Origin of the sequence: Lacrimispora struthionigena (genome assembly GCF_048627165.1) — a bacterium.
GTDB lineage: Bacteria > Bacillota > Clostridia > Lachnospirales > Lachnospiraceae > Lacrimispora.
In genome coordinates, this window is record NZ_JBMBWP010000001.1 from 1,455,767 (window position 1) to 1,480,100 (window position 24,334).

The 24,334-nt window shown below is 41.9% G+C and carries 20 protein-coding genes; 15 read left to right on the plus strand and 5 right to left on the minus strand.

Going from position 1 to position 24,334, the window contains the following annotated elements; translation table 11 throughout:
* Positions 1–78: 78 nt before the first annotated feature.
* Positions 79–1,005, minus strand: a complete 927-nt coding sequence (locus ACOAOT_RS06545; protein WP_420216257.1) for an NTP transferase domain-containing protein — start codon at positions 1,003–1,005, stop codon at positions 79–81.
* Positions 1,006–1,157: 152 nt separating this feature from the next.
* Between ACOAOT_RS06545 and ACOAOT_RS06550 the strand changes: the two genes are divergently transcribed.
* From ACOAOT_RS06550 to ACOAOT_RS06570, 5 genes are all read left to right on the plus strand, one after another.
* A complete protein-coding gene (locus ACOAOT_RS06550; RefSeq protein ID WP_420216258.1) occupies positions 1,158–1,478 on the plus strand; it encodes a DUF4491 family protein in 321 nt (106 codons plus the stop codon).
* A 205-nt stretch (positions 1,479–1,683) separates the two neighbouring features.
* Positions 1,684–3,711, plus strand: a complete 2,028-nt coding sequence (locus ACOAOT_RS06555; RefSeq protein ID WP_420216259.1) for a BglG family transcription antiterminator — start codon at positions 1,684–1,686, stop codon at positions 3,709–3,711.
* Positions 3,712–3,990, plus strand: a complete 279-nt coding sequence (locus tag ACOAOT_RS06560; protein WP_104438976.1) for a PTS sugar transporter subunit IIB — start codon at positions 3,712–3,714, stop codon at positions 3,988–3,990.
* Between the two features lie 29 nt (positions 3,991–4,019).
* Positions 4,020–5,300, plus strand: a complete 1,281-nt coding sequence (ulaA, locus tag ACOAOT_RS06565; protein WP_420216260.1) for a PTS ascorbate transporter subunit IIC — start codon at positions 4,020–4,022, stop codon at positions 5,298–5,300.
* Positions 5,300–5,995, plus strand: coding sequence for a tryptophan synthase subunit alpha (locus ACOAOT_RS06570; RefSeq protein WP_420216261.1), 696 nt, complete (start codon positions 5,300–5,302; stop codon positions 5,993–5,995). The genes ulaA and ACOAOT_RS06570 overlap by 1 nt, the downstream gene beginning before the upstream one ends.
* Before the next feature lie 48 nt (positions 5,996–6,043).
* Here ACOAOT_RS06570 and ACOAOT_RS06575 read toward each other — a convergent pair whose 3' ends face one another.
* On the minus strand, positions 6,044–7,285 hold the full coding sequence (locus ACOAOT_RS06575) for a helix-turn-helix domain-containing protein (protein ID WP_420216262.1): 1,242 nt from the start codon (positions 7,283–7,285) through the stop codon (positions 6,044–6,046).
* A 113-nt stretch (positions 7,286–7,398) separates the two neighbouring features.
* Between ACOAOT_RS06575 and ACOAOT_RS06580 the strand changes: the two genes are divergently transcribed.
* The 4 genes from ACOAOT_RS06580 to ACOAOT_RS06595 are packed head-to-tail and all read left to right on the plus strand — an operon-like array spanning position 7,399 to position 13,665.
* Positions 7,399–8,574, plus strand: coding sequence for a glycoside hydrolase family 5 protein (locus tag ACOAOT_RS06580; RefSeq protein ID WP_420216263.1), 1,176 nt, complete (start codon positions 7,399–7,401; stop codon positions 8,572–8,574).
* A 20-nt stretch (positions 8,575–8,594) separates the two neighbouring features.
* A complete protein-coding gene (locus ACOAOT_RS06585) occupies positions 8,595–9,980 on the plus strand; it encodes an MFS transporter (protein ID WP_420216264.1) in 1,386 nt (461 codons plus the stop codon).
* Entirely contained in the window at positions 9,980–12,004 is a 2,025-nt protein-coding gene (locus ACOAOT_RS06590; protein WP_420216265.1) for a beta-galactosidase, read from the plus strand. The genes ACOAOT_RS06585 and ACOAOT_RS06590 overlap by 1 nt, the downstream gene beginning before the upstream one ends.
* Positions 12,001–13,665, plus strand: a complete 1,665-nt coding sequence (locus ACOAOT_RS06595) for a glycoside hydrolase family 43 protein (protein WP_420216266.1) — start codon at positions 12,001–12,003, stop codon at positions 13,663–13,665. The genes ACOAOT_RS06590 and ACOAOT_RS06595 overlap by 4 nt, the downstream gene beginning before the upstream one ends.
* Positions 13,666–13,742: 77 nt before the next feature.
* On the opposite strand, the gene ACOAOT_RS06600 is transcribed toward ACOAOT_RS06595, so the two are convergent.
* Positions 13,743–13,907 (minus strand): DUF6132 family protein, encoded by a 165-nt coding sequence (locus ACOAOT_RS06600; protein ID WP_420216267.1) that lies wholly within the window; start codon positions 13,905–13,907, stop codon positions 13,743–13,745.
* 146 nt (positions 13,908–14,053) lie between these two features.
* Here ACOAOT_RS06600 and ACOAOT_RS06605 point away from each other — a divergent pair, with 146 nt between their 5' ends.
* The 3 genes from ACOAOT_RS06605 (at position 14,054) to ACOAOT_RS06615 (ending at position 17,347) form a co-directional block, all read left to right on the plus strand.
* On the plus strand, positions 14,054–14,617 hold the full coding sequence (locus tag ACOAOT_RS06605; protein ID WP_420216268.1) for a TetR/AcrR family transcriptional regulator: 564 nt from the start codon (positions 14,054–14,056) through the stop codon (positions 14,615–14,617).
* A 108-nt stretch (positions 14,618–14,725) separates the two neighbouring features.
* On the plus strand, positions 14,726–17,143 hold the full coding sequence (gene lon / locus ACOAOT_RS06610) for an endopeptidase La (RefSeq protein ID WP_420216269.1): 2,418 nt from the start codon (positions 14,726–14,728) through the stop codon (positions 17,141–17,143).
* Positions 17,144–17,347: a DUF1858 domain-containing protein gene (locus tag ACOAOT_RS06615; protein WP_104438987.1), complete on the plus strand. Its 204-nt coding sequence runs from the start codon at positions 17,144–17,146 to the stop codon at positions 17,345–17,347.
* Positions 17,348–17,417: 70 nt separating this feature from the next.
* Here the strand turns inward: ACOAOT_RS06615 and ACOAOT_RS06620 are convergent, their stop codons facing one another.
* Positions 17,418–17,807, minus strand: coding sequence for a DUF6483 family protein (locus ACOAOT_RS06620; RefSeq protein WP_104438988.1), 390 nt, complete (start codon positions 17,805–17,807; stop codon positions 17,418–17,420).
* 175 nt (positions 17,808–17,982) lie between these two features.
* On the opposite strand from ACOAOT_RS06620, the gene ACOAOT_RS06625 reads away from it, so the two are divergent.
* The 3 genes from ACOAOT_RS06625 (at position 17,983) to ACOAOT_RS06635 (ending at position 21,801) form a co-directional block, all read left to right on the plus strand.
* Positions 17,983–19,092: a CdaR family transcriptional regulator gene (locus ACOAOT_RS06625; RefSeq protein ID WP_420216270.1), complete on the plus strand. Its 1,110-nt coding sequence runs from the start codon at positions 17,983–17,985 to the stop codon at positions 19,090–19,092.
* Positions 19,093–19,237: 145 nt separating this feature from the next.
* Positions 19,238–20,629, plus strand: a complete 1,392-nt coding sequence (locus ACOAOT_RS06630; RefSeq protein ID WP_420216271.1) for a GntP family permease — start codon at positions 19,238–19,240, stop codon at positions 20,627–20,629.
* Positions 20,630–20,664: 35 nt separating this feature from the next.
* On the plus strand, positions 20,665–21,801 hold the full coding sequence (locus ACOAOT_RS06635) for a glycerate kinase family protein (RefSeq protein WP_420216272.1): 1,137 nt from the start codon (positions 20,665–20,667) through the stop codon (positions 21,799–21,801).
* Positions 21,802–21,858: 57 nt separating this feature from the next.
* Here the strand turns inward: ACOAOT_RS06635 and ACOAOT_RS06640 are convergent, their stop codons facing one another.
* Positions 21,859–24,078 carry a methyl-accepting chemotaxis protein gene (locus ACOAOT_RS06640; RefSeq protein ID WP_420216273.1) on the minus strand — a complete coding sequence of 740 codons (2,220 nt, stop codon included), beginning with the start codon at positions 24,076–24,078 and terminating at the stop codon, positions 21,859–21,861.
* Positions 24,079–24,334 lie beyond the last annotated feature (256 nt).

Sequence of the window (24,334 nt, forward strand, 5' to 3'; positions counted from 1 at the left end):
AACAGATTACTGCTATTTTTATTGTAAAAGGGGTGGTATTTGACTGCAAGTTCTTTTAAAAAGGAACTTGGTAAGCTGTTATAATAAGTCAGAGGATAGAAATAAATCGTGAAAGCGGCTTTGGGTGAAGTGAAACACCTCTTCTTCAAATTGCTGGTAGGTGGACAAAAATGCATAGCCCTCTTTCGTCAGAAGCGTGTTGCCTCCCTGTCGGCCTCCCTGCTTTCGCAAAACCACGGAATACCCCAGCTCTGTTTCCAGCTGGTTTAACATGTCCCATGCTTTTCCATAGGATAGTGACATGGCATTGCATGCTTTTCGGACATTATGCATATCCGAGATCAGATAGAGAAGAAGCTTAAGACGTGCATTAAAAAAGGCAGTTTCCCGTTCGATGCTCATATGCAGCATTGGGTGAACGATGGCATTGTTGTGCTCAGCAAGCTGTTCCTGGAGTTGTTCCACATTACGTACGCTGGTTAAAATTCCGTTATCCGCAACGGGCAGCCATAAAGTGTCCTCTCTTAGTAACCGGATTGCTCCCCGCAAACCGTCAGGACCGTTGTAGTTTAAGATATCCGGAATAATCTGTTCCGATAATATTACCGGATGGCCTCCCTTGCCGTAAAAAGAAGGGATTACAATATTTGCACTGGTGTTTTTCAGTCGAATCAGTGTATCAGGTGTAAACATGGGGACATTGACAGGAGTAAAGGCGATTCGGTCACACTTTCCCTGCAGATACCGTAATCCGTGCTTTATGCAGTCTAACATTTCAAGCTGATCCGTTTGTTCATAGGGGAGGAAAATGACACCATAATTGCTCAGCTGATATTTTACTTCATCTTCATCTGCGCCGGTGATGACAACAATGGGGAAAATTCCGGCTTGCTGAAAAGAAATAACGATTCGTTTGATAATCGTAATTGAGCCGACTTTCAGCATGGGCAGTGCCGCTTTTTTGCTTGCTGCCGCAATCAAACCACCAAATCTGCTTATTTTCATACAGGAAACCTCGTTTCTCCAAAATATTGATTGTATGATAAAATCATACGTTAGATTAAGGTAAAGTGCAAGTTTCTTCTGGGATTTATCCGTATAAACCTGAAATTCCATTAATACAATGTAATAAATGTAATTAAGCGAGGTACTACTGAATGAATTATGATGGAATCATCATTGGCATAGGGACATTTCTTATTATCGGACTGCTGCATCCGGTTGTGATTAAGGCAGAGTATTATTTTACTACTAAAATATGGCCCTTGTTTCTGATATTTGGACTTTTGTGCTTTGGGATTTCTCTTGTGTCTCCATCTTCCACGGAACGGTCCCTGTCAGCGGTCCTTGGTTGTTCTCTTTTGTGGAGTATAAAAGAAATTTTTGAGCAGAAGAAGAGAGTGGAAAAGGGCTGGTTTCCTGAAAATCCAAAAAGAAAAATATTCAAAGCCGCGGAACTGGGCGGGAAAGAAAAATAAAAAGATATTTCACATAAGATGGTTATAAGAAAAACATTAATGACGATATTAATCTGTAACCATTCTAATTATGTAAGTTATGGGAGACACTGAAAGGTGTCTCTTTTCGTTCCCTATATACCAAAGTATGCAAAGCCTGTGAAGCAAATTGGTTTTGCGGGCGAAACAACCGAAATGCTATACTGAGCACATAAAGGAGGAAATCATGGAAAACCGACTTCCAAAAATATTTGAACTTGTCTGTCAGAACAAACGGGAATTAACAGTCCGGGAGTTTGCCACTCAGTTTGGAGTGAGTACCAGAACCGTTTACAGTGATGTAAAAAAGCTGAATGAGCTTCTGGAGACAGGCGGATATCCCATTATACAGGCAGATAAAGGGAAGCTGCATTATGCAGAACCATTAACAATTGAATTTGAAAGTCTTCTTGCTTCCACCTCGGATTTTGTTTTAACCAATCAACGGATCCGGCGCCTGCGGATTGTAGAAACCATACTTCTGGCAGGAGACCAGTTTACGGTAGAGGATTTACTCAAGGTTCTGGATATCTCCAGAAACACGCTGATTGCAGATTTAAAGGAAATAAAAGAAATGCTGGCCATTCACTCAATTGCAATAGAATCCACACCTTTTAAAGGTTATCGTGTGATTGGAAAAGAGTTAAATATCCGAAATCTACTGATCCTGTCAGTCAGTGAAGACCCATTGTTTTTTGAAAACCGGCCTTTTAACGATCTGGAAATCATAAAGAAGTGTGAAGCTTTTTTAGATGATGTGTCAGGGAGACTGAGCGTGGAACTCAGTGATGTTTCATTTCACCGGATGCTGGCTGCATTCTGGGTTACCTATGCAAGAATTTCCATGGGAAAGGTCTTTCCGGAAGGTCCCAAAGATCCGCTGACAAGAGAGGAAATCACCTTTTTACAGAAAAGAAAAGAGCTTGCATACATTTTTGGAACAGAAGTGTCCTTAGATGACTGTTTTTATCTGGCTAATAAGCTGACGGAAGCGTCTGTGGTAAAGTATGAAGAACTGCTTTCTGAGCAATGGCTCCCCTTTCATCTGGTAACCAATCAGTTTATCGAAGCAGTCACAAAGGAATATCCCTTTGAAGCATTTGTTACAGATACAAAGCTTTACGAGGGACTGCTCAATCATCTCCGGCCAGCCTATAAAAGGGCATTATCCGAAGAATGGGCGGAAAACCCGCTGCTTGATTATGTAAGGGAGAACTTCTCCCAGCTTAATGATGCTGTCTCAAAAGGGGTTATGCTGGTAGAGGATAAGCTGAAAGTTCATTTTAATGAGCATGAAGTATCATACTTCACACTGTTGTTTGCTTCTGTAATTGAGAGAAATGAAAAACAGGTGCGCAGAACGCCCAATGTAATTATTGTCTGCAATGCAGGAATCAGCACCTCCGAGATCTTAAAAAGCAGACTGGAAGCCATGTTCCATGTAAACATACTGGGGACATTCAGCCTTCGCAATGCAGCTTTGTGGCTGATGGAGCACGTGCCCGATTTTATTGTTTCAACGGTACCTTTTAAATGGAAAGATATACAGGTATTAAAAGTCAGTCCGTTTCTGTCAGATTATGATATCAGAGAAATACAAAACCAGTTATCCTTTTTAACTGCCAGAATTCATCTGGGAGATGTTATGGGCATTATCCGCAAATACGCAGATATCAAAGAAGAACAGCTTCCAGCTCTGAAAAAAGAATTAAGCCTATATTTGGGGTTCTCTGAAAAAACGGAACCCAGGAAAGGAATTTATCAACCTATGCTAAAAGAAATACTGACAACCGATTTAATACAGGCAAAGTTTTCTGCAGGCAGCAGAGACGAAGCTGTCAGGGAGAGCGGCAGACTGCTTGTTGAGAAAGGTCTGGCTGATGAAGCTTATATTGAGGCAATGCTTAAAAATGTGGAGGTCAACGGAACCTACATTGTAATTGCTCCCGGAATCGCCATGCCTCATGCAAGACCGGAAGAAGGGGCACTTGGGATCGGACTTAGCATTGTTACGCTGAAAGAGCCTGTGGTTTTTGGACATCCCAAAAATGATCCTGTTAAAATCGTCGTTGGTCTATGCGCCATCGATCACCAGTCTCATTTAAAAGCTCTGACAGAGCTTGCGGACATTCTTATGGATGAGAAGAAAGTAGAAGAAATTATTAACGCAGATTCGCAGCAGGAAATCATGAAAATTATAAAGGGGGAATCCTAAATGTTAAAAATAGTTACGGTATGTGGTGCAGGAGTGGGGAGCTCCATGATGCTTCGTTTGTTTACCCAGCAGATTTTAGACGGAGAAAAGATTGAAGCAGTGGTAGACGCGTCTGATATTGGTTCTGTGAGCCCGGATTTTTATGATATCTTAATAACCACCTCAGATTTTGCTGATGTGTTAAGAGATTCAAAGGCTCATATTATCCGCATTGATAATATGATGGATAAGCAGTATTTGAAAGAACAGCTTATGGAAGCAATTAATACAAAGAGATAACAGGTGTAGAAACCCTGGGAGGGAGAACTATGGAAGTAATGATGTATCTGATTCGCAATGTGTTCAGCCAGGCGGTGTTCATCATTGGAATCGTAGTAATTATAGGTATGGCTGCGCAGAAGAAGACCTGGGATCAGATTCTGCCAAGCGTAATCAAAACCATGATTGGTTTCACCATGATCAATGTAGGGGGACAGACTCTTGGTGTATCGCTGCTGCCTTTGCAGACCATGATCACGAAAATATTTAATCTGCCGGAAATTCCCGTTGATATCGGCGCGGCACAAAGCGAAAGTCTTTCCGGAATCGGAACGGAGATGGCGCTGATCTTTGCACTGGGATTTGTAGTCAATCTTCTCCTTGCAAGATTCACCCGCTTTAAATACGTACATTTATCTGCTCACGTATCCTTTTTCTATGCAGGACTCATCGCAGCACTGCTGAAATTCGGAACCAGCTTAAGCACGATACCGTTAGTAGCAGTGGGTGCTGTTTTACTTGGCTGTTATATGACATTTTCCTGCGCTTACGTCGCTTTGTTTATGAAAGAGGTAAAAGGCGGAGAAGGATTTACTCTGGCTCACTCCAGCTCTGTGGGAATTCTTATTTCTTCCCTGCTGGCAAAAGCGTTTGGCAACAAGGAGCATGATCTGGAGAATATCAATGTACCAAAAAAACTGAACTTTTTAAGGGAAATGACCATATCACTGACCATTGTTATGACTATCCTTTTCCTCGCCATCAGCCTTCTTTCCGGTCCATCCTGGGCACTTAAAAACGTTACCGGCGGACAGGATATCCTGGTTTTCAGCTTCTTAAAAGGCTTATCCTTTGGTATGTGGATTACAGTTATTATTACCGGTGTCAGAATGATGCTTTCCGAAATTATTGCTGCATTCCACGGAATTGCCAATAAAATTATTCCTAATTCCGTACCTGGACTGGATATTCCACTGTTGTTCCCTAATTACCCCAATTCAGTCATACTTGGTTTCCTTACCAGCCTGATTGCAGGACTTTTGGGAATGATGGTTCTTGGCTTATTGAATTATCCGGTAGTAGTATTCCCGGCACTGATTCCAACGTTCTTCACCGGTGCAGTAACCGCAATCTTCGGCAATGCCCACGGCGGCCGCAGAGGAGCCATAATCGGATCCTTTGTAAATGGTCTGATTCTGATCTTCGGACAAGCCCTATTACTGCCAATGATCGGTACCTATGCACCGATTATGAGAATCTTAAGTGAGACAGACTACTCCTTCTACGGACCTATTTTAGGATGGATCCTGAGAATGTTTGGAGGAATGTAATGAAACATCTGGCTTTTTATATCCCACTGCATTATCCGGACAGAGAACGTTTTTTTAAAATTCTTCAGCTGCTTGATGAAGAAGGGGCGGGGTATGTGGAAGTTGGGATTCCTGTTTCAGATCCTTATATGGATGGGGAGATTATCCGTGAAACAAACAAAGTGATCCTGAACCAGGGGTTAACCGGGGAAGACATTACAGCTTCGTTAAAGGAGATTCGCAGCCGTTTTCGTTTTAAAGTTGTTATCATGACTTATCAGGAAGGTGTGGAACGCTTTTCCCTTACCCGGATTCCACATGAGTTATATGATGGTTTTATCTGTGTCAATGGTGACTATCCGGCGGAGATCCTTCATGATCCAATCAAAGTACTCAGTCAGTCAAAAAGTAATGACGAACTGAAACAAGCATTAGAACACAATCATCTGTTTGCCTATGTGGTATCGGGAGAAGGAAAAACAGGCTCTTTTGATAAACTGCCTGATCAATATATCGAAGTTGCTAAAAGAGTGAAACTGTTTACTTCCATTCCCGCATTTGTAGGTTTTGGTATCAAAACTGCCTCTGATGTAGAAACGGTGATGAAAAATGGTGCAGACGGCGCCATAATTGGAACCGAATTTATCCGCCGTTATCAGCAGGGAGGATTTGATGCATTAAAAAGCTACATAGACGAACTAAAAAGAGCGTATTAAAACAGGGGAGTTTTAATAGAATCAGCAGAGGTCTGACTTATCTTACAGTCAGGCTTCTGCTTTTGTATTTTCTTTTTTTCCATTATGGATAAACTCTTTTACACCATAACAGTCCCTGTATTGCTTTAAGGTCATGCCAGTCACTTCCTTAAACTGCTTACCTAAGTGGCTCTGTGATGAAAATCCCAGATAGGCTGATATTTCAATGTATTGATATTTGGAATAAATTAAAAGATTTTCAGCCAGCTTTATTTTTTCATTTCGAATATAGTCTGTAATAGAAATCCCTTCCTCCTTTTTAAATAAATCGGAAATATAATTGGGGTTCATCTGAAGCTCCAAAGCCATATCCCCAATTTTGATTTTATCGTGAAGGTGGGAAAAGATATAATCCTTGCATTCCTCAACGCGGGGATTTTTCTCTTTTTTCTGCGTTCCTTTCTGCTTTTCCTTTCCTTCATGAACCAGCCTGGCATACTCATATTCCGCACTGTTTTTGATATGAATCAGAGTGGCGATATCGTTGGATTCTTCTATTTTCATGATAAATATGTCGCTGAGGGAAAAAGAAATTTCCGGGCTTAAACCTCCCCGTATGGCAGCCCGGCTTGCCAGAGTAATAACCACAATACATACATTTTTAAAACTGCGAAGCCGGTCTTTTGCCAGGATGCCCAGCTGTCCGGTGTAGTCCTCCGCCCAGCTTTGCTCCAACTGCTTGATATCTCCGTTTTCAATGCTGGAAAATTCCCTGACCTCCTGATCATATGGGTTGTGTTTTTTCCCATTTTCATGATTCTCAAAGATCAATTCTGAAAAATTCTTCTGTATCTGCTCTTTCGTCAGGGAATCCACACAGTTTTCCTTTATGATGTCACTTGCTGTAAGCATTTCCTCATGAAACAGGTTGTAAATGAGAAGGATATCCCGCAGTAAATCATCAAAATCACAGATACTCAGACTCTGGATCCAGTTAGAGTCAATATCTGCAGCCTGGATGCTGCGGTTAATATTCACCTGTGTATGAAAGCCCACTGGCCCAATCACGTAAATCATGTTCTGAGCAGGGACTGCTGCATAAATGATATTGCCATTAACAGAGGTAAGTGTCGGAAAAGGTTCTGATTTCATCTCAAGTACGGCGTCCCTGACTTTCGGGGAGGAAAACGGGAGATCAGAAAAGTCCTTGCGGGCACATATAGTCTCTCCTGGTTTTTTATCCATCGTATAGGATTTTACAAAGGTATGAAGATGATAGGAAATGTGTTTCATGAAATAATTTGTAATCATACAAACTCCTTTATCTGAGAAACGTGATAAAAAACTGTAAATATTGATATAAGATCAGTATAACTTAATTTAAAATGAAAGCAACTAAAAAATGATACAACAAGGAGATTTATATGAAAGTGAATGGTGTAAATCTGGGAAACTGGCTGGTACTGGAGAAATGGATGAGCCCCGGATTATTTGAAGGAACGGATGCAGCGGATGAATACTGGCTTCCCCGCAGTCTGACAAAAGAAGTTTATGAAGCCAGGATTTTAACACATCGCAGTGAATATATTACGGAGCGGGATTTTGTGACAATCAAATCCTGGGGCATGGATACCATACGTATTCCGGTTCCATATTTTGTTTTTGGTGACAGAAAGCCTTTTCTGGGCTGTATTAATGAGCTTGATCAGGCATTTAACTGGGCAGAAAAGTATGGTCTTAAAATACTGATTGATTTACATACGGCACCAGAAGGTCAGAACGGATTCGATAACGGAGGAATCAGCGGCGTATGCAAATGGGCTCAAAATCCCCAGGAGGTGGAGTTTGTATTGACTGTTCTGGAACGCCTGGCAAAACGATATGGAACAAGGAATGGACTGTGGGGAATTGAGGTTCTCAATGAGCCGGCTACGGAGGCAATCTGGGAGTTAATGAATGTGCAAAAAAGATATCCTCCCAAAGATGAGACCATGGGAAAGGGAAGCTGTGGAATCCCCATTTCATTTATTAAACAATTTTACCGGGAGGCCTACAAAAGAATCAGAGCATTTATGTCGGAGGAAAAGCATGTGATCTTTCACGATGCATTTGACTTATCCGGCTGGAAGGAATTCTTTGAAGAAGATAATTTCCAAAACATCGTTCTGGATACCCATCAGTATCTGATGATGGCAGAAATGATGGGATGCGGTCAGAACTTAAACGAATATCTGGATTATATTCAGACCCATTTTGCAAAAGAGATAGAGAAAATACAGGAATATGTCCCAGTGATATGCGGGGAATGGTGTCTCTTTAATTCTCTGGCATGCGGCTGGGATACAAAAGGGGGTCAGACTGTCTTAAACGGTGTAGAGGGATCTGACAAAGAGCTGAAATCTGCAGAAGAGAAAAAAGAAATCTATCAGGCTGTGGCAAAGGCCCAGCTGGAAGCATGGAATAAGGGTTCTGGTCATTTTTACTGGAGTTATAAGCTTTTAACGGATACTGTCAACACCAGCGGCTGGAGCGGCTGGGACAGCTGGGATTTGGGAAGATGTGTGGATTTTGGCTGGTTTCCTGTAAAAAGTAAAATATAATTCAGAAAAGAGGAGAAGATATGAAACAGACAAAAGCAAACGGATCGCTTTCTTTTGTGGAGCGTTTTGGATATGGTATGGGAGATTACGCGGGAAATCTTGTTTATTCTGCAATCAGCGCATTCTTGCTGGTTTATTATACCAATGTGGTAGGAGCGAGTGCAGCGGCAGCTGCAGGAATTATTGCTGTATCAAAATTTTTTGACGGGGTCTCGGATCTTGCCATGGGGTACATTGTAGACCATACGAAAAGCAAATGGGGAAAGGCCCGTCCCTGGCTTGCCAGATTATGTGTGCCTCTTGCAGTGTGCACAGTTTTGATGTTTACCGTGCCTCAAAGTATGGAGGGTAAGGCACAGCTGGTATACATGTTCCTGACTTATAATCTTGTTTCCACCATATTTTATACTGGAATCAACATTCCATATGCAACCATGCACGGCCTGATGACAACCAACCAGTATGAGAGAGGTCTTCTGGGCAATTTCAGAAATCTTCTGGCAACGGCGGGTACAATGACCATTAATACGGTAGTCTTAAAAATGACCGGTTACTTTGGCGGTGGGGATAAATACAGCCAGAAGGGCTGGACGATTACCATGATTATCCTGATGATTATATTTATTATAATCAATCTCTTCACATTTGCAGTGTGTAAAGAGCGGGTAGTAGATGAAGAATCAGAGAAAAACCAGGAAGTGAAAATATCGTTTGCCAAGGGCATAAAAGGGTTATTAGTGAATAAATACTGGATTTTACTTGTAATTGCTATTTTCGCCCTGTATTTTATGATGTCCTGTTTCTTTGGATCTGCAGTTTATTTTGCACAGTACCGTCTGGGAGATGCCAACTATTTTACACCTGTTTCCAACTTCCTGTCCATGTCCCAGATCATAACCTTATTCATTACACCGTTTCTAATGAAGAAATTCACAAAGAAGCAGCTGATGCTTACAGGTCTTACAGTTGCAACCCTGGGATTTGCTTTAACAGGAATGTCTTATAATATAACCTTTATCAGTGTCATGTCAGTAATCAAGGGAATCGGATTCGGATTATCGGGAGCGTGTATGTTCGGGCTTTTGCAGGATGCCATTACATACGGGGAATGGTATAACGGCTACGGTACGGCTGGTATGGGAAATGCGGCATCTTCCTTCTGTATGAAAGTCGGCTCGGGTATTGGAACAGCAGCACTTGGCTGGGTTCTGGCAGCTGGCGGATTCCACGCAGATCAGGCAGTGCAGAGCGGGGCTTCCCTGGCAGCAATCGACTGGGCGTTTATCTGGATTCCGGCGCTTACCATGGGAATTGGGGTTGTCTGCCTCTTATTATTTGATCTTGATAAAAAATATGATAAGATTGTTTCAGATTTATCAGCAGGAAAACACAGATTGGAGAACTGATGAAAGATAACACTGGATATAAAAGAGATACTCTTTTGTTTGGAACTGCATATTACCCGGAATATATGCCTTATGACAGGGTGGAGACAGACCTGTCCATGATGTGTGAGGCAGGGATGAACGTGGTTCGGATTGCGGAATCCACATGGAGTACGCTGGAACCTTCCGATGGAATATATGATTTCAGCTTTATTGACCGGGTTCTTGAAGTTGCCCAAAAGAAGGGGATGGAGGTAATTATCGGTACGCCAACATACGCCATCCCAAGCTGGCTGGAGAAAAAAGATAAGAACGTAATGGTAAAGACGAAAGCAGGACAGGCTGTTTACGGGCGAAGACAGGCGATGGATATTATGAATCCTTCCTACCGTTTTTATGGAGAACGGGTGATTCGCAGACTTCTTGAACATACCGCAGGTCACCCATGTGTCACAGGCTTTCAGATAGACAATGAAACGAAGCATTATGGTACCTCATCAGAGTTGGTGCAAACGCTGTTTGTGGAACATCTGCAGAAGAAATTTGTTACAACTGACCGTTTAAATGAAACCTTTGGTCTTGCCTATTGGAGTAATTCCATCCATGACTGGAATGATTTTCCCGATATGAATGGCTGTATCAATGCTGGTTTATCCTGCGAATTTGAACGTTTTAAGAGAAGTCTTGCAGCTGGATTTCTCTTATGGCAGTCGGAAATAGTAAAAGAATATAAAAGAGAAGATCAGTTTATTACCCACAATTTTGATTTTCAGTGGAAGAAATTCGGAGCAGATATTGCTCAGGATGGATATTCCTATGGTGTCCAGCCAGACATGAATCATTATGAAGCCGCAGCTGCGGTAACAATTGCCGGTACTGATATCTATCATCACACCCAGGATCAGCTTACCGGAGCGGAGATCGCGTTTGGCGGAGATTCCATACGCTCTTTAAAAGAAAGTAATTATCTGGTACTGGAATGTCAGGCTCAGGCGTTTAAATACTGGACGCCTTATCCCGGACAGTTAAAGCTTCACGTTTACAGCCATCTGGCAAGCGGAGCAGACGGAATTATGTATTGGAACTGGCATTCCATTCACAATGGATATGAGACCTACTGGAAAGGGCTGTTAAGCCATGATCTGGCAGTCAATCCAGCATACGAAGAGGCATGGGAGATCGGAAACCAGTGGAAAAAGATGGGAAATAGTCTCCTGAATCTGAGAAAAGACAACAAGATTGCGCTGATAGTTGACAATCAGTCCCTTCAAGCACTGGAATGGTTCCCCATAGACCGGGATTTAGGCTATAATGATGTGGTGAGATGGATGTATGACAGTCTCTATGAATTAAATATGGAATGTGATGTAGTGGATGTCAACGGTCTGGATCCTTTTAAATACCAGATGATTGTAACACCTGCTCTGTACTGCATTACAGAAGATAAATGTAAGCAGTTAAAAGAATTCGTTTCCAACGGAGGAGTATTAGTCAGCACCTTTAAATCCTTCGTTTCCAATGAATATTTAAGTGTTTATCCGGACACACAGCCTCATCTGCTTCATGAGTGCTTCAAAATTCACTACAACCAGTTTACGGAACCGGGAACTGCAAAAATCAAAGGAAGACCGGTTCAGTACTTTGCAGAACTGCTTCATACAGCCGGAGCCAGGGTGCTGGCGTCCTATGAGCATAAATACTGGGGAAAGTATGCGGGAATTACCCAGGCAGATTACGAAAAAGGCAGCACCTATTACATCGGCTGTTATACAGATAAGGATATTGTAAAAGAAATATTAAAGATGGCTGTAAAAGATGCAGGTCTTTCTGATTCCATACCGGCTGTATGCTTTCCGGTGATCATTCGCAGCGGAGTGAATCGGGATCATAAAAAAATACACTATGTACTTCACTATTCAGAGGAAGAAACAACCATTATCTGCCCCTATGACCGGGTGAAAAATATATTAGACGGAACAAGTTATAAAAAAGGTGACAGGATACCCCTGAAAGACTGGGCTGCTGTCATTTTGGAGGAAGAATGATGAACGAACAGCATAATATGATAAAAAACCCCATTCTACCGGGCTTTAATCCCGACCCATGCATTTGCAGAAAAGGGGATGATTATTATCTGGCAGTATCAACCTTTGAATGGTTTCCGGGAATCCCCATATACCATTCAAAAGATTTAAAAAACTGGGAGTTGTACACCCATGTTCTGACAGACGATGAAACAGTTGATTTAAAAAAGCTTCCATCTGCAAAAGGTATCTGGGCTCCATGCCTCACGTACTGTGAAGAGGAAGATCTGTTTTATGTGATCTACGGAGTCATGAATTCCATGAATGCAAGATATTTTGATGTAAACAATTATCTGATTACTGCAACAGATATCAGAGGACCCTGGAGTGAACCAGTATATCTTCATTCCTCCGGATTCGATGCATCAATCCTGCATGATGACGGCAAAAAGTATATTGTATCTCTGGAATGGGAGACCAGGGAAGGCTATGAAAAGCCTGGTGCAATCTGTATGGTGGAATACGATCCCGAAAAAAAAGAAATTATCAGTTATCCCAAACGCATCTGGAACGGTGGAACGGACCGGGGCTGCATTGAAGCACCCCATCTATACAAACGGGGAGAATATTATTACATCATGTGTGCAGAAGGGGGAACCGGCTATAATCATTGTGTAACCATGGGAAGATCCAAAGAAATCTGGGGGCCATATGCAGCGGACCCAATGAATCCCATCGTAACCTCTGTTCATGGGGAGTCTAATGAGCGCCACGATCCGGATCATTTAAAACCAAGATATTATAATCCTGATTCCATCCTTCAGAAATCCGGCCATGGCAGTGTGATAGATACCCAGAATGGGGAAACCTATCTGGTTCATTTATGTGCCCGGCCTTTTGTACCAGAACTGCGTTGCACTCTTGGAAGAGAAACGGCCATTCAGAAGATGATATGGACAGATGATCATTGGCTGCGTATGGCAAATGGCGGTAATTTAGCGGAAGTTCTGGTTGAAGCAAGTAACCTGCCTGAAGTGCCGGTGAAGCAAATTCCTGATTTTGATGATTTTAATGAAGAGGAACTGGGACTGCAGTATTACGCACCCAGAATCATGCCTCAGCGCTTTGCTGACTTAAAAGCCCGCCCGGGCTATGTGCGGATTCGTGGTCAGGAATCACGGACATCCTTAAATCAGGTAAGCATCCTGGCGAGAAAGCTGACCTCTGTCTATGCAACCGTGACTACAAAGATGGAATTTGTTCCGGAAGTTCATCAGCACAGTGCCGGACTGATTTTATATTATGACAATATGAATTATATTAATTTAAGAAAATATTACAGTGAAACCCTTGGACAGAGTGCACTTTCCATTATCCATCTGGAGAACGGAGAAAAGACCGAATTTTTAAATACCAGGATACCGGTAAGTGATGACCCCATTTATCTGAGGCTTACAATTGAGGGCCGGCAGTCTTATTTCTCCTGGTGTTATGACGGAGTAAATTACCAGAAGATCGGCCGGGTCTTTGACACTACCAGATTTTCTGATGAATACTGTAAGTACGGGGAATTCACCGGTACTATGGTTGGGTTAACCTGTGCGGACAGAGTAAAGCACAGTCATTATGCAGATTTTGACTTTTTTGAATATTGTGCAGATGAGGACAGGTTACCCCTTTAAGCCAGCGTAATATAAAATCAGCCAATTACCTGACATCAGAAACTGATCAGGTAATTGGCTTTTTATAGTATCTTACATTAAAAAAAATTGCTTATTAAGTAACCAATTGCTGCTCCATAGAGAATCGTTAAATGCAGATTAGAAGTGATTGGACACGCTCCGCTGGGGCATCCCACCTTTTTATTATATACAATCCCGGCAACCCCTCCAACCGCTATGCCAATTAGATGATACCATGCCATGTTCTCTACCTCCGTTTCTTTTTCTGCATTATAGCAGTTAATTGGTTTGTAATTCAGTAATAAAATCACAGAAGAAATAATGTGTGTAAAAAAAGTATTGACAATAAGTGAATGATCATTTATTATAAACCTATAGAGGTGATGAAATGAGAAGAAAAGACGACGAAAAGGTGAGGAATATCAAGGAAGCAGTAATAAAGCTGATCCTGCAGGAGGGCTTTCACGGCACTTCTGTCTCTAAAATAGCCAGATTGGCAGGGGTTTCGCCGGCAACGGTTTACATCTATTACGAGAATAAGGATGTGATGCTGCATGACATTTACCTGGAATATTCAGAAGAGATTTACGACTACTTATTAGACAGCATGAAGCAGGAGTTAGAAGGGCGCAGGCAGATTGAGCTACTGATCCGAAGTTATTATAACTACATTCTGGAGAATAAGGAAATATTCAGTTTTGTGGAACAATTTTCCAACTGTCCATCTTTAGCCAACAGCTGCTCTGGAAAACAGGGCATCTGCAAAATCTATCATATGATGGCAGAGATGAAGCAGAACCATATCTTAAGAGATTACAGGGAAGATAATTTACTGGCAATTATTTTCCAGCCGGTGAAAGCCATTGCGGTTGATAACCGGAAGGATGAAGCTCAGAAAGAAGATTTGCTCACAGAGCTGATTATCATGATACAAAACGCAATTATGATGTAATATTTATAAGCGGGATTCTTTTATTGATCTAGTAAGAGATATCTCGCCATTAAAAATCTGATTGTTAAATGAACATTCACTTAAAATACGCACAGAAAGGATAAAACTATGAAAAATTATAATGATAATAATCTCGGCATAATTGTTCCGGTTTTTAATAAAGTATTATTGCCTGGTGTCGCGACAATAATACATCTGGAACATTTAAATGAAAGACAGATCATGAGCCTGGAAGAGGAGGAAATCGTAAAGATTGCATTGCCGCTGAAACAGAATGCAGGCTCAGAAGATAAGACAGAAGATGATTTTCACCGGATTGGTGTTACCTTTTCCATAAACTCAGTGGAACAGACGGAAAAGGGATTCCGCCTTTCCGTGGAACTGGGCAGCAGAATCATGGTGAACCAGATCAGTGAAGATAAAGGTGTTTTATACGCTGCATTTGAGGAAGAGCCGGATCTGGCAGATTTAGATGAGGCAAGCCTTAAGGAAATGCTGGGATACATTAAAAAAGTCAGCAATGAGATCAGCGGTAAATTCACAGGTGGAGAACAGTACCAACGAATTGTAAACAGTTTTCAGGATATCAATGCACTTATGATGTATTTATCCCAGTTTATACAGATCTCTTCCGAGGAACGCTATCAGCTGTTAGAAATCCAGTCCTTAAAGGAAAGAAGCCTTCGTTTCATGGATCATATTCTGAAGCAGAAGGAAATGATTGAACTGCAGATGCAGGTAACGGAGAAGTTCTCTGAAAGAGCCAATAAAAATTATCGGGAAGCAGTTTTAAGAGAACAGTTAAAAGCCATTCAGGAAGAATTAAACGAAGGAAAAGAAGGGGACGGCAAGAAAGAGAATGATTACCGTTCCAAGATTGAAGAAGCTGGCATGCCCCAGGATATAAAGGAATCTGCTCTGGAAGAATATGAAAAGATGGAAGAGCAGGGACCAAACCAGCCCGACTACAAGGTAATGCGCAATTATCTGGACTTACTGGTAAAGCTGCCATGGAAAAAACAGCCCGCAAAATCCGTTGATTTAGACGGAGCAAGGAAAATTCTTAATGAGAGACATTACGGACTTGATAAAGTAAAGGACAGGATCATACAGCATCTGGCGGTTATGGAACTGAACAAAGAAAAGAAAGGCTCCATCCTCTTACTGGTGGGACCTCCGGGAACAGGAAAGACCAGTCTTGGAAAAAGCATTGCCGAAGCTCTTGACAGACCTTATACACGGTTAAGTCTTGGCGGCGTCAGGGATGAATCTGAAATCAGAGGACACCGGAGAACCTATGTGGGAGCCATGCCTGGAAGAATCATTCAGAGCATGAAAAAAGCTGGCGCCACCAATCCGGTTATGGTACTGGATGAAGTGGATAAGCTGATGTCAGGAGGATACAGCGGAGATCCTGCCAGCGCACTCCTTGAGGTGCTTGATCCGGAGCAGAACAATACCTTTACGGATCATTATATGGATGTTCCTTATGATCTGTCCGATGTATTTTTCATCGCTACGGCAAACTCCTTAGAAACCATACCCGGTCCCCTGCTTGACAGAATGGAGATCATAAACATCACAAGCTATACGGCAGATGAAAAGTTTCATATCGGAAAAGATCATCTGATTCCGGAAGTATTAAAAGAACACGGATTAAGTGAAAAAGAGCTTGTGATTGCAGATGAAGTTCTGAAAGCGGTTATCAATGATTACACCATGGAAGCCGGGGTCAGAGGCCTGAAAAAGCAGCTGTCATCCCTTGCCAGAACTGCAGCAGAAAAAATAGTATCAAAAAAGACCGAAATACCAGTTGTAGTGAAACCTGCAGATTTGGAAGACCTTCTTGGAAGAAAAGTTTCCCGCCATGAGAAAGCCCAGCTTGACAACCCGCCTGGTGTGGTAACCGGACTGGCCTGGACACCGGTAGGAGGAGAGATCTTATTTATTGAAGCGGCTGATATGCCGGGCACCGGTAACATCATATTAACCGGCAAGCTGGGAGATGTGATGAAGGAATCCGCCAGAATCTCCTTAAGCCTTTTAAAATCCAGACTGCCCCTTAATACCTTTAATTTTAAAGAGAGAGATCTTCATATTCATGTACCGTCAGGTGCTGTACCAAAAGATGGCCCTTCCGCTGGAATTGCACTCTTTACCGCACTGGCTTCTTTAGTCACAGGCGCTAAGATTGATTCCAGACTTGCAATGACTGGTGAGATCACCTTAAGAGGAGCCGTATTACCAATTGGCGGACTGAAAGAAAAACTTCTGGGAGCACAGAGGGCAGGAATTAAGAAAGTACTGATTCCTCAGGATAATGTGGTTGATTTAAAGGATGTGCCGGAAGAAACAAAAGAAGGGCTTACCATCATTGCGGTGGAGACCATAGAAGATGTTATAAGAGAAACCATAGGAATAGCGTTGCCACGGATGGAGCAGGTACTTATGCCAAAAGAAGGGGCAGGGCGGTTGTTTGAAACCATCGAGCCTATGAAAAACAATATGAGAAGAGAGGTAATTTAAATGAATCTTACAGTGACAAAGGAAACATTAATCGGAGAAATCTTAGAAGCAGACCGCACCACAGCACCATACTTTTTTGAAATGGGAATGCATTGTCTTGGCTGTCCTTCCTCAACTATGGAAAGTCTGGAAGAAGCCTGCATGGTACACGGAGTTCCAGTGGAAGAACTGGTAGAAAAGTTAAACGGACATATGTCCAAATAAATGATATTTTAGAAAATCCCCCATTCTGCATCAGTAGGAAATATGCAGAATGGGGGATTTTTCGATGTAATCAGATGTCACTGTCGCCAAGCATTGCCTCTGCCATGCTCTCATATCCGTAGATTCCTGATACATAACGCAGTCCGTCAGATATCTCAGATTTGGAAAAATCGTTCTTATCTAAGAAGTCCCCGTCTTTGTCATTTAAGGTATAATAGAACATCAAAGCCAGTTTTAAGTATTCCATATCCTCAGAATCCAGTTCTTCCAAAAGAGTATTCTCAGCATCATTAATGGATCCTTCTTCAATCAGTTTTTTCAGCTCTTCAAATTTCTCTTCCATTTCCCGGCTTTTAAAAGCCCTGTCATCATTTTTTCCCAGCTCTATATTAAAAATCAGTTTTAACAGTGTACTAACCATTCCATTATTGATCCGTGTAGCGTAATCATCTGTCAGCATAATATTCTCCTATTCTGATTCTGAATTCCTATTTTTGATAAATTTCAGGCAAGAATTACTGTATCATAACGGAATCAAAAAGTAAAGAATTTAAGCACATACCCATGATTGTTACAGATGGAAAAATATGTTAAGCTGTTATTGGCATGCAGCAGAGAAGGTCAGGAGGTAAGGTATGATTGAAACAGATCTGGCAAGGAAATTTATTGAACAGGTAACCCAGTATACCCAGTATAATATCAATATTATGAATGATCAGGGGATTATTATTGCAAGCCGGGATGAGAGCCGGGTGGGAACGTTTCATGAGGTCGCTTATTATATTGTGACAGGGAAAGAAGATATGGTGGTCACATCAGGAGAGGAAGATTATCCCGGTGTCAGACCCGGAATTAACATGGTAATCAACATCGATGGAAGGCGGGAGGGTGTGGTTGGGATAACCGGAGAGCCAGCTGAAATAAAGCCGGTAGCATTGATTACCAAAATGGCAATTGAGGCGATGTTAAAATATGAAAAACAGCAGGAGGAAATCCGGAGGAGAAGAGATAAAAAAGAACACTTTACCAATCTGCTGATCCATGTGGAACATACCGACCCGGGAGAATTGCGGAGTATGGCCCATCAGCTCAATTACTCTGAAAACATAATCCGGATTCCCATCTTATGCAAAACAGAAGAGGTAAAAGCTGAATTAATTCTGGACATGTTAAAACATGGTCCCCGTCATGGAAGAGAGGATATCAGTGCAGTTTTAAATGATACCCATGTACTGATATTTAAAACCATGAAGACAGAAAACACCAAGCTGTTTGCTGATTATAAATATTTGATTGGGGATTATCTCAGTACCGTATTAAAATGGCTGCGTCAGCAGGAGAAGCAATGTAGATTTTATATTGGTTCCTTTCAGGAAAATTTCACTCAGTATTACTACGCTTACAAACATTGCGTATGGCTGGAGGAAAAAGCAGTGAATACGACCGCAGCATTTTTTTATGATTACACGGGAAATTATGTACGTTCCGTTGTACCCTTTAACGAACTTCAGTGGATGTTTCAGACTTATGAAAAGGAAATGAATGAAGACTTGAAACAATCATTCATTGAGATTGCAGGTGCGCTGATAAAATCCAATTATAATCTGGTGACAGCTTCAAAAGAGCTCTTTGTTCATAAAAATACGCTTTTATACCGCTACGGCAAGATCAAAGATTACTTTAATATAAACCCCATTGAAGCAGCAAAAGACCGTTTTTTATGGAGAATTTTTATTCTTTTTTAACAAAAGAACATTAGTTTCGTATTGATAATACAAAAATCACCGTGATATTGAGATTCACAGCAGTGGTTTTGGATTTATTATGATGATACTATTGGCATAAGAAGTTAGCTGCATGATTAATTTCATTTAAGAAGGGGGTCATTTTATGACAGGTTTACCGTTAATCTTTGTATTTATCCTGGCGATTATTCTGATGATTATGGCTATTTCCAAATTTAAAATTCATCCGTTTATCGCAATTATGACCATCTCTTTGCTGTTAGGCCTTGTAGCAGGAATACCGCTGGCAGACAAAACATTGGGAGATGGAACAAAAGTAAGCGGACTGGCATCTGTAATCGGAGCAGGATTTTCCGGCACTTTTTCAAGCATCGGTATCGTAATTATTCTGGGTGCTTTAATTGGAACAGTTCTGGAAAAAACAGGGGCTGCACTGAAACTTGCAGATATGGTAATTAAGCTGGTAGGAAAAAACAATCCTGTACTGGCAATTGAAATGATGGGCTGGGTGGTTTCTATTCCAGTTTTCTGTGATTCGGGATTTGTAATTTTAAATCCCATCAGAAAAGCACTGGTAAACAGGACGGCGGCGTCCTCCGTGGCAATGACAGTTGGGCTTTCCTCCGGATTATATATTTCCCATGTATTTATTCCGCCTACACCAGGCCCCATTGCAGCAGCGTCTACCCTTGGAATTGGTGAAAATCTGCTTCTTGTAATGGGAATGGGCGCTTTGTGTTCTGTTTTTCCTCTGATAGCAGGTTACTTCTATGCCAGATACATAGGCAAAAAGGTAAAATCAAATGATGAGGCGGATATGGGAGAGATCGGAAAGACTTATGAAGAACTGGTAGCAGAATATGGAAAGCTCCCCAGTGGCGCAAATGCTCTGGCTCCGATTTTGGTTCCAATTCTTCTGATGGCACTTTCTTCTATAGCCGCCATGGCTGGTATGACGGGACTTGGCGGGGATATAATCAAATTTTTAGGAACACCGATTATCGCTTTGGCAGTTGGTACACTTTTTAGTGTGATTCAGCTGAAAGGTGCAGGAAAAATGAGTGATTTTTATGAAATCACTAATGAAACGTTAAAAACAGTGGGACCAATTCTTTTTGTCACAGCTGCAGGGGGAGTTTTGGGTAAAGTGATTTCATCCACTGACATGGTTAATTACATTAAGGATCACGCCTCTGTGTTAAGTACCATGGGTATTTTCTTCCCATTTATTCTGGCAGCAATTTTAAAGAGCGCACAAGGTTCCTCAACTGTATCCTTAACCACAACGGCTGGAATTGTGGCACCTTTACTTCCTATGCTGGGGCTGGAGAGTCCAGTCAGAGTTACGCTTGCATGTATGGCAATCGGTGCTGGTGCAATGACTGTTTCTCATGCCAACGACTCCTATTTCTGGGTTGTGACAAACTTTGGAGCAATGACACCGGAAAAGGGATATAAGACTCAGACTATGGCAACTCTGGTACTTGGTATAGCAGGAATACTGGAAATCTTTATTCTGTCATTGATTCTTCATTAGGAATCAGACAGAGAGGGGGAAAGGAGAGACCTGATATGAAGCTATTATTTGCATCCGATTCTTTGAAAGGAACGCTTACCAGCCCACAGACCATTGATCTGTTAGGTAAGGCTGCTAATGAAGTATTTGGACTTTGTGAGTGGGAAGGGATTCCGGTTGCCGACGGAGGAGAAGGTACTGCAGACGCGGTAATCTCTGCAGTCAGGGGAGAAAGGGTGCCGGTGACTGTACATGGTCCTCTTTTAGAGACAGTTCACACCTATTATGGAAGCCTGGATGAGAACCGGGCCATTATCGAGATGGCGGCAGCCTCCGGTCTGACCCTGATACCAGAAAGGAAGAGAGATCCCAGAACCACCACAAGTTTTGGAACTGGTGAAATGATAAAAGATGCGTTAGATAGAGGGTTTACAGACATCTCCATTGCCATAGGAGGATCAGCAACAAATGATGGCGGAATGGGGTGTATGAGAGCGCTGGGTGTCCGGTTCCTGGATGTTAGCGGAGAGGAGCTAAATGGTACGGGTGAGGATTTAATCAGGGTATCTTCCATTGATACCTCCAGTCTGGATCCCAGACTTAACCAGGTAAAGCTTACTGTTATGTGTGATGTAAACAATCCGCTGTGCGGTCCTGATGGAGCTGCCTATACCTTTGGGAAGCAGAAAGGAGGGACTCCGCCTGTTTTAGACCAGCTTGAAAATGGCATGATAAATTACAGAAATATAATGATACAGAAATTTGGAATCAATCCGGATGAAATTCCTGGTTCAGGTGCTGCTGGCGGACTTGGCGCTGCACTTTGCATATTTTTAGGGGGGCAACTAAAATCCGGTATTGAAACGGTTCTGGATTTAATTGATTTTGACTCCCGACTTAATGGCGTTTCCCTTGTAGTGACAGGAGAGGGGCGGGCAGACTGGCAGTCCTGCTTTGGCAAGGTGATGCAGGGGATTGGACAAAGATGCAGACGGAGAGGGATTCCTGCTGTGGCCCTGACCGGATCCATGGGACCTGGTGCGGAGAAAATCTATGATTATGGAATCCGTTCTATTATGACTACGGTAAATGGGGTTATGGATCTGAATGAGGCATTTAACCGGGCAGAAGATTTATATTATCAGGGAGCAATCCGTATGTTCCGACTTATTGCACTTGGAATGGAATTGTAAAGAAAAACGTACATGACAGGGAAAACCGTTCATGTACGTTTCTTATATTGATTGAATTTAATACTTGGAATCTGTATTTGTTTCAGAGAACTCAGTAGTAGCCTTATGGCTGCGTTCTGTCAGCTGGGGCGCATCTGCCAGCTGTTCCTTGCTGTTTACCAGCTGGAATTTTCCTACCAGAGATTTTAAGTTCACTGCCTGGGCAGACAATTCCTCTGAAGTAGCGGCACTTTCTTCTGAAGTAGCGGAAGTCGTCTGAACTACTGCGGAAATCTGGTCAATTCCAGTTGTGATCTGTGTAATGGCATCTGCCTGTACATTAGATGCTTCTGCAATTTCTGCGATTTTACCGGTAGAGATTTCAGACTTCTGAACCACCAGGCGAAGTGCATTTGCTGTCTCGTCAGCGATTTTTGTTCCGCTTCCAATTGCAGATATGGCATTCTCAATAAGAGCAGTCGTATTTTTTGCTGCTTCTGCTGATTTACCAGCCAGGTTTCGTACTTCGTCAGCAACAACAGCAAATCCCTTGCCCGCAGATCCGGCTCTGGCTGCTTCAACAGCTGCATTCAGTGCAAGGATATTGGTCTGGAAAGCAATATCATCAATGGTTCTGATAATTTTGCTGATTTCATTGGAAGTATTGGCAATCTCGTTCATGGCTTCCGTCATTTCTTTCATTTTCTGGTTGCTTTCCATGATACCCATACCTGCTTCCTGAGAAAGGGTATTTGCCTCCGCTGCATTGGCCGCATTTTGTTTTACACGTTCTGAGATTTCCGTGATTGTTGCGGACAATTCTTCTATGGAGGAGGCCTGCTCTGTGGCTCCCTGGCTTAATGCCTGGGAAGCGTCAGCTACCTGGGAGGCTCCTGTGGATACCTGCTCGGATGCCTCGTCAATTTCCAGAAGGGTGCTGCTTAAATTTAAGCGGATGTTATGCATTGCTTCATAGATATAGCGGTAATCCCCGGTATATTGATCCTGGCACTCCGATTGAACTTTGAAGTTTCCCTGGCTCATTTCACCAAGCAGATAATTGATATCCTGAATAATTAATTTTAAATTTTGTCCCATATCCACGAATGTTTTTGATAGCTGGCCGATTTCATCATTACTTTTGACCTGAATCTCAACATTTAAGTTTCCAGCCGCAATGTTCTTCGCTGCGGCCACAACTCCGTCAATGGGTTTTAATGTTCTCCGTAAAAATACAATAATAACCGAATTAATAAAAATAAGAGATATAACAGCCAGTACAATCATGACAATAACGCTTTTTACCACATCCTTATTCAAATCGCTTTTGTCAAGACTGCTTGAAGCCCACCAGGTCTGGGATCCGCAGGTGATGGGATAGTAATGTCTGGCTTCCAGAGAACCGTCAGCCTTTTTTGTATCAATGTGGAATTCTTTCTTGTTTTCCTGCATTTTTACAATCCTGGCATATTCTGATGGAGGAATTAAGTCTTCCAGTTTTTTACCTATGTTGTCACTTGATTTACTGTCAAAAGCAATCATATTTCCTTCTGTATAAATATCCACATACATAGAAGGATACTTGGCATCGGTGGTTTTAATTCTGGAAAAATTAGATACGTTAATATCAGCCAGAATCACACCAATTACACGGTCTCCGTTCATAATTGGATATGCAATGGTACTCATCATGGTTCCTTTATAATCAAAGGGATCAGTCAGAAAAGGCGCTTTTGTTTCTCTTGCGACCCGGTAATAATCCTGATTGGAGTATTCGCTATAGGCACCGAGAGACTGGGCAGTGTTATTTTTTGCATTGTCACGGTCAACATAAACAGAGTAATCTTTGACTGCCGGGTCAAATTGTCCAGGCTCGAAAAAGGCGCCCACACCATATAAGGAATCGTTGCCATTAACCGCTGCCCAGGCTGAATTTGTAATGTAATTCTCTACCTCATAATTGACTTCTTTCAGCTGGGCATTGTATATTTTGCTTTTTCTGTTAATGTCTTTCCAGTCACTGGTGGCTTCCCCACCGTTATACACCCGATTTAAGTAATCCTGTAAATCTTTGGCAGTGCCAGACGCATCATTAATAATAGACTGGACCATGAGACCGTTCTGAGCTGCAATTCCTGTAAACTCACCATTGATTGCTTTGGATATTGAACTGCTTGCAAGTATGGAAGAGATGGTAATAAGCACGGTCAAACTCATAATCAGTATGATACCTGTAGCAATGGTTGTTTTCATTGCAAGCTTCATATCATTGAAATTAATTTTTTTCTTGTTCTTCATCTTAATGCTCCCTCAAATTAAAAAAATAGTAAAAAACTTCCCTCCTGTGCATCGGTAATATAGTTTGCTTATAAGGAAAAATTTACCAATTACCGTATAAAAAATAAACTGCATATCATGCAGCTAAATTTTTATATATTAAAAAAATGACCCTCCTTTCCTGTCATTAGTTTCATTTTTCTTCACCATCAACTGTTATTCGACACAAAGTGACAATTTGTTAATAGAAAATTCATAAAAAAGATTACTATAATTA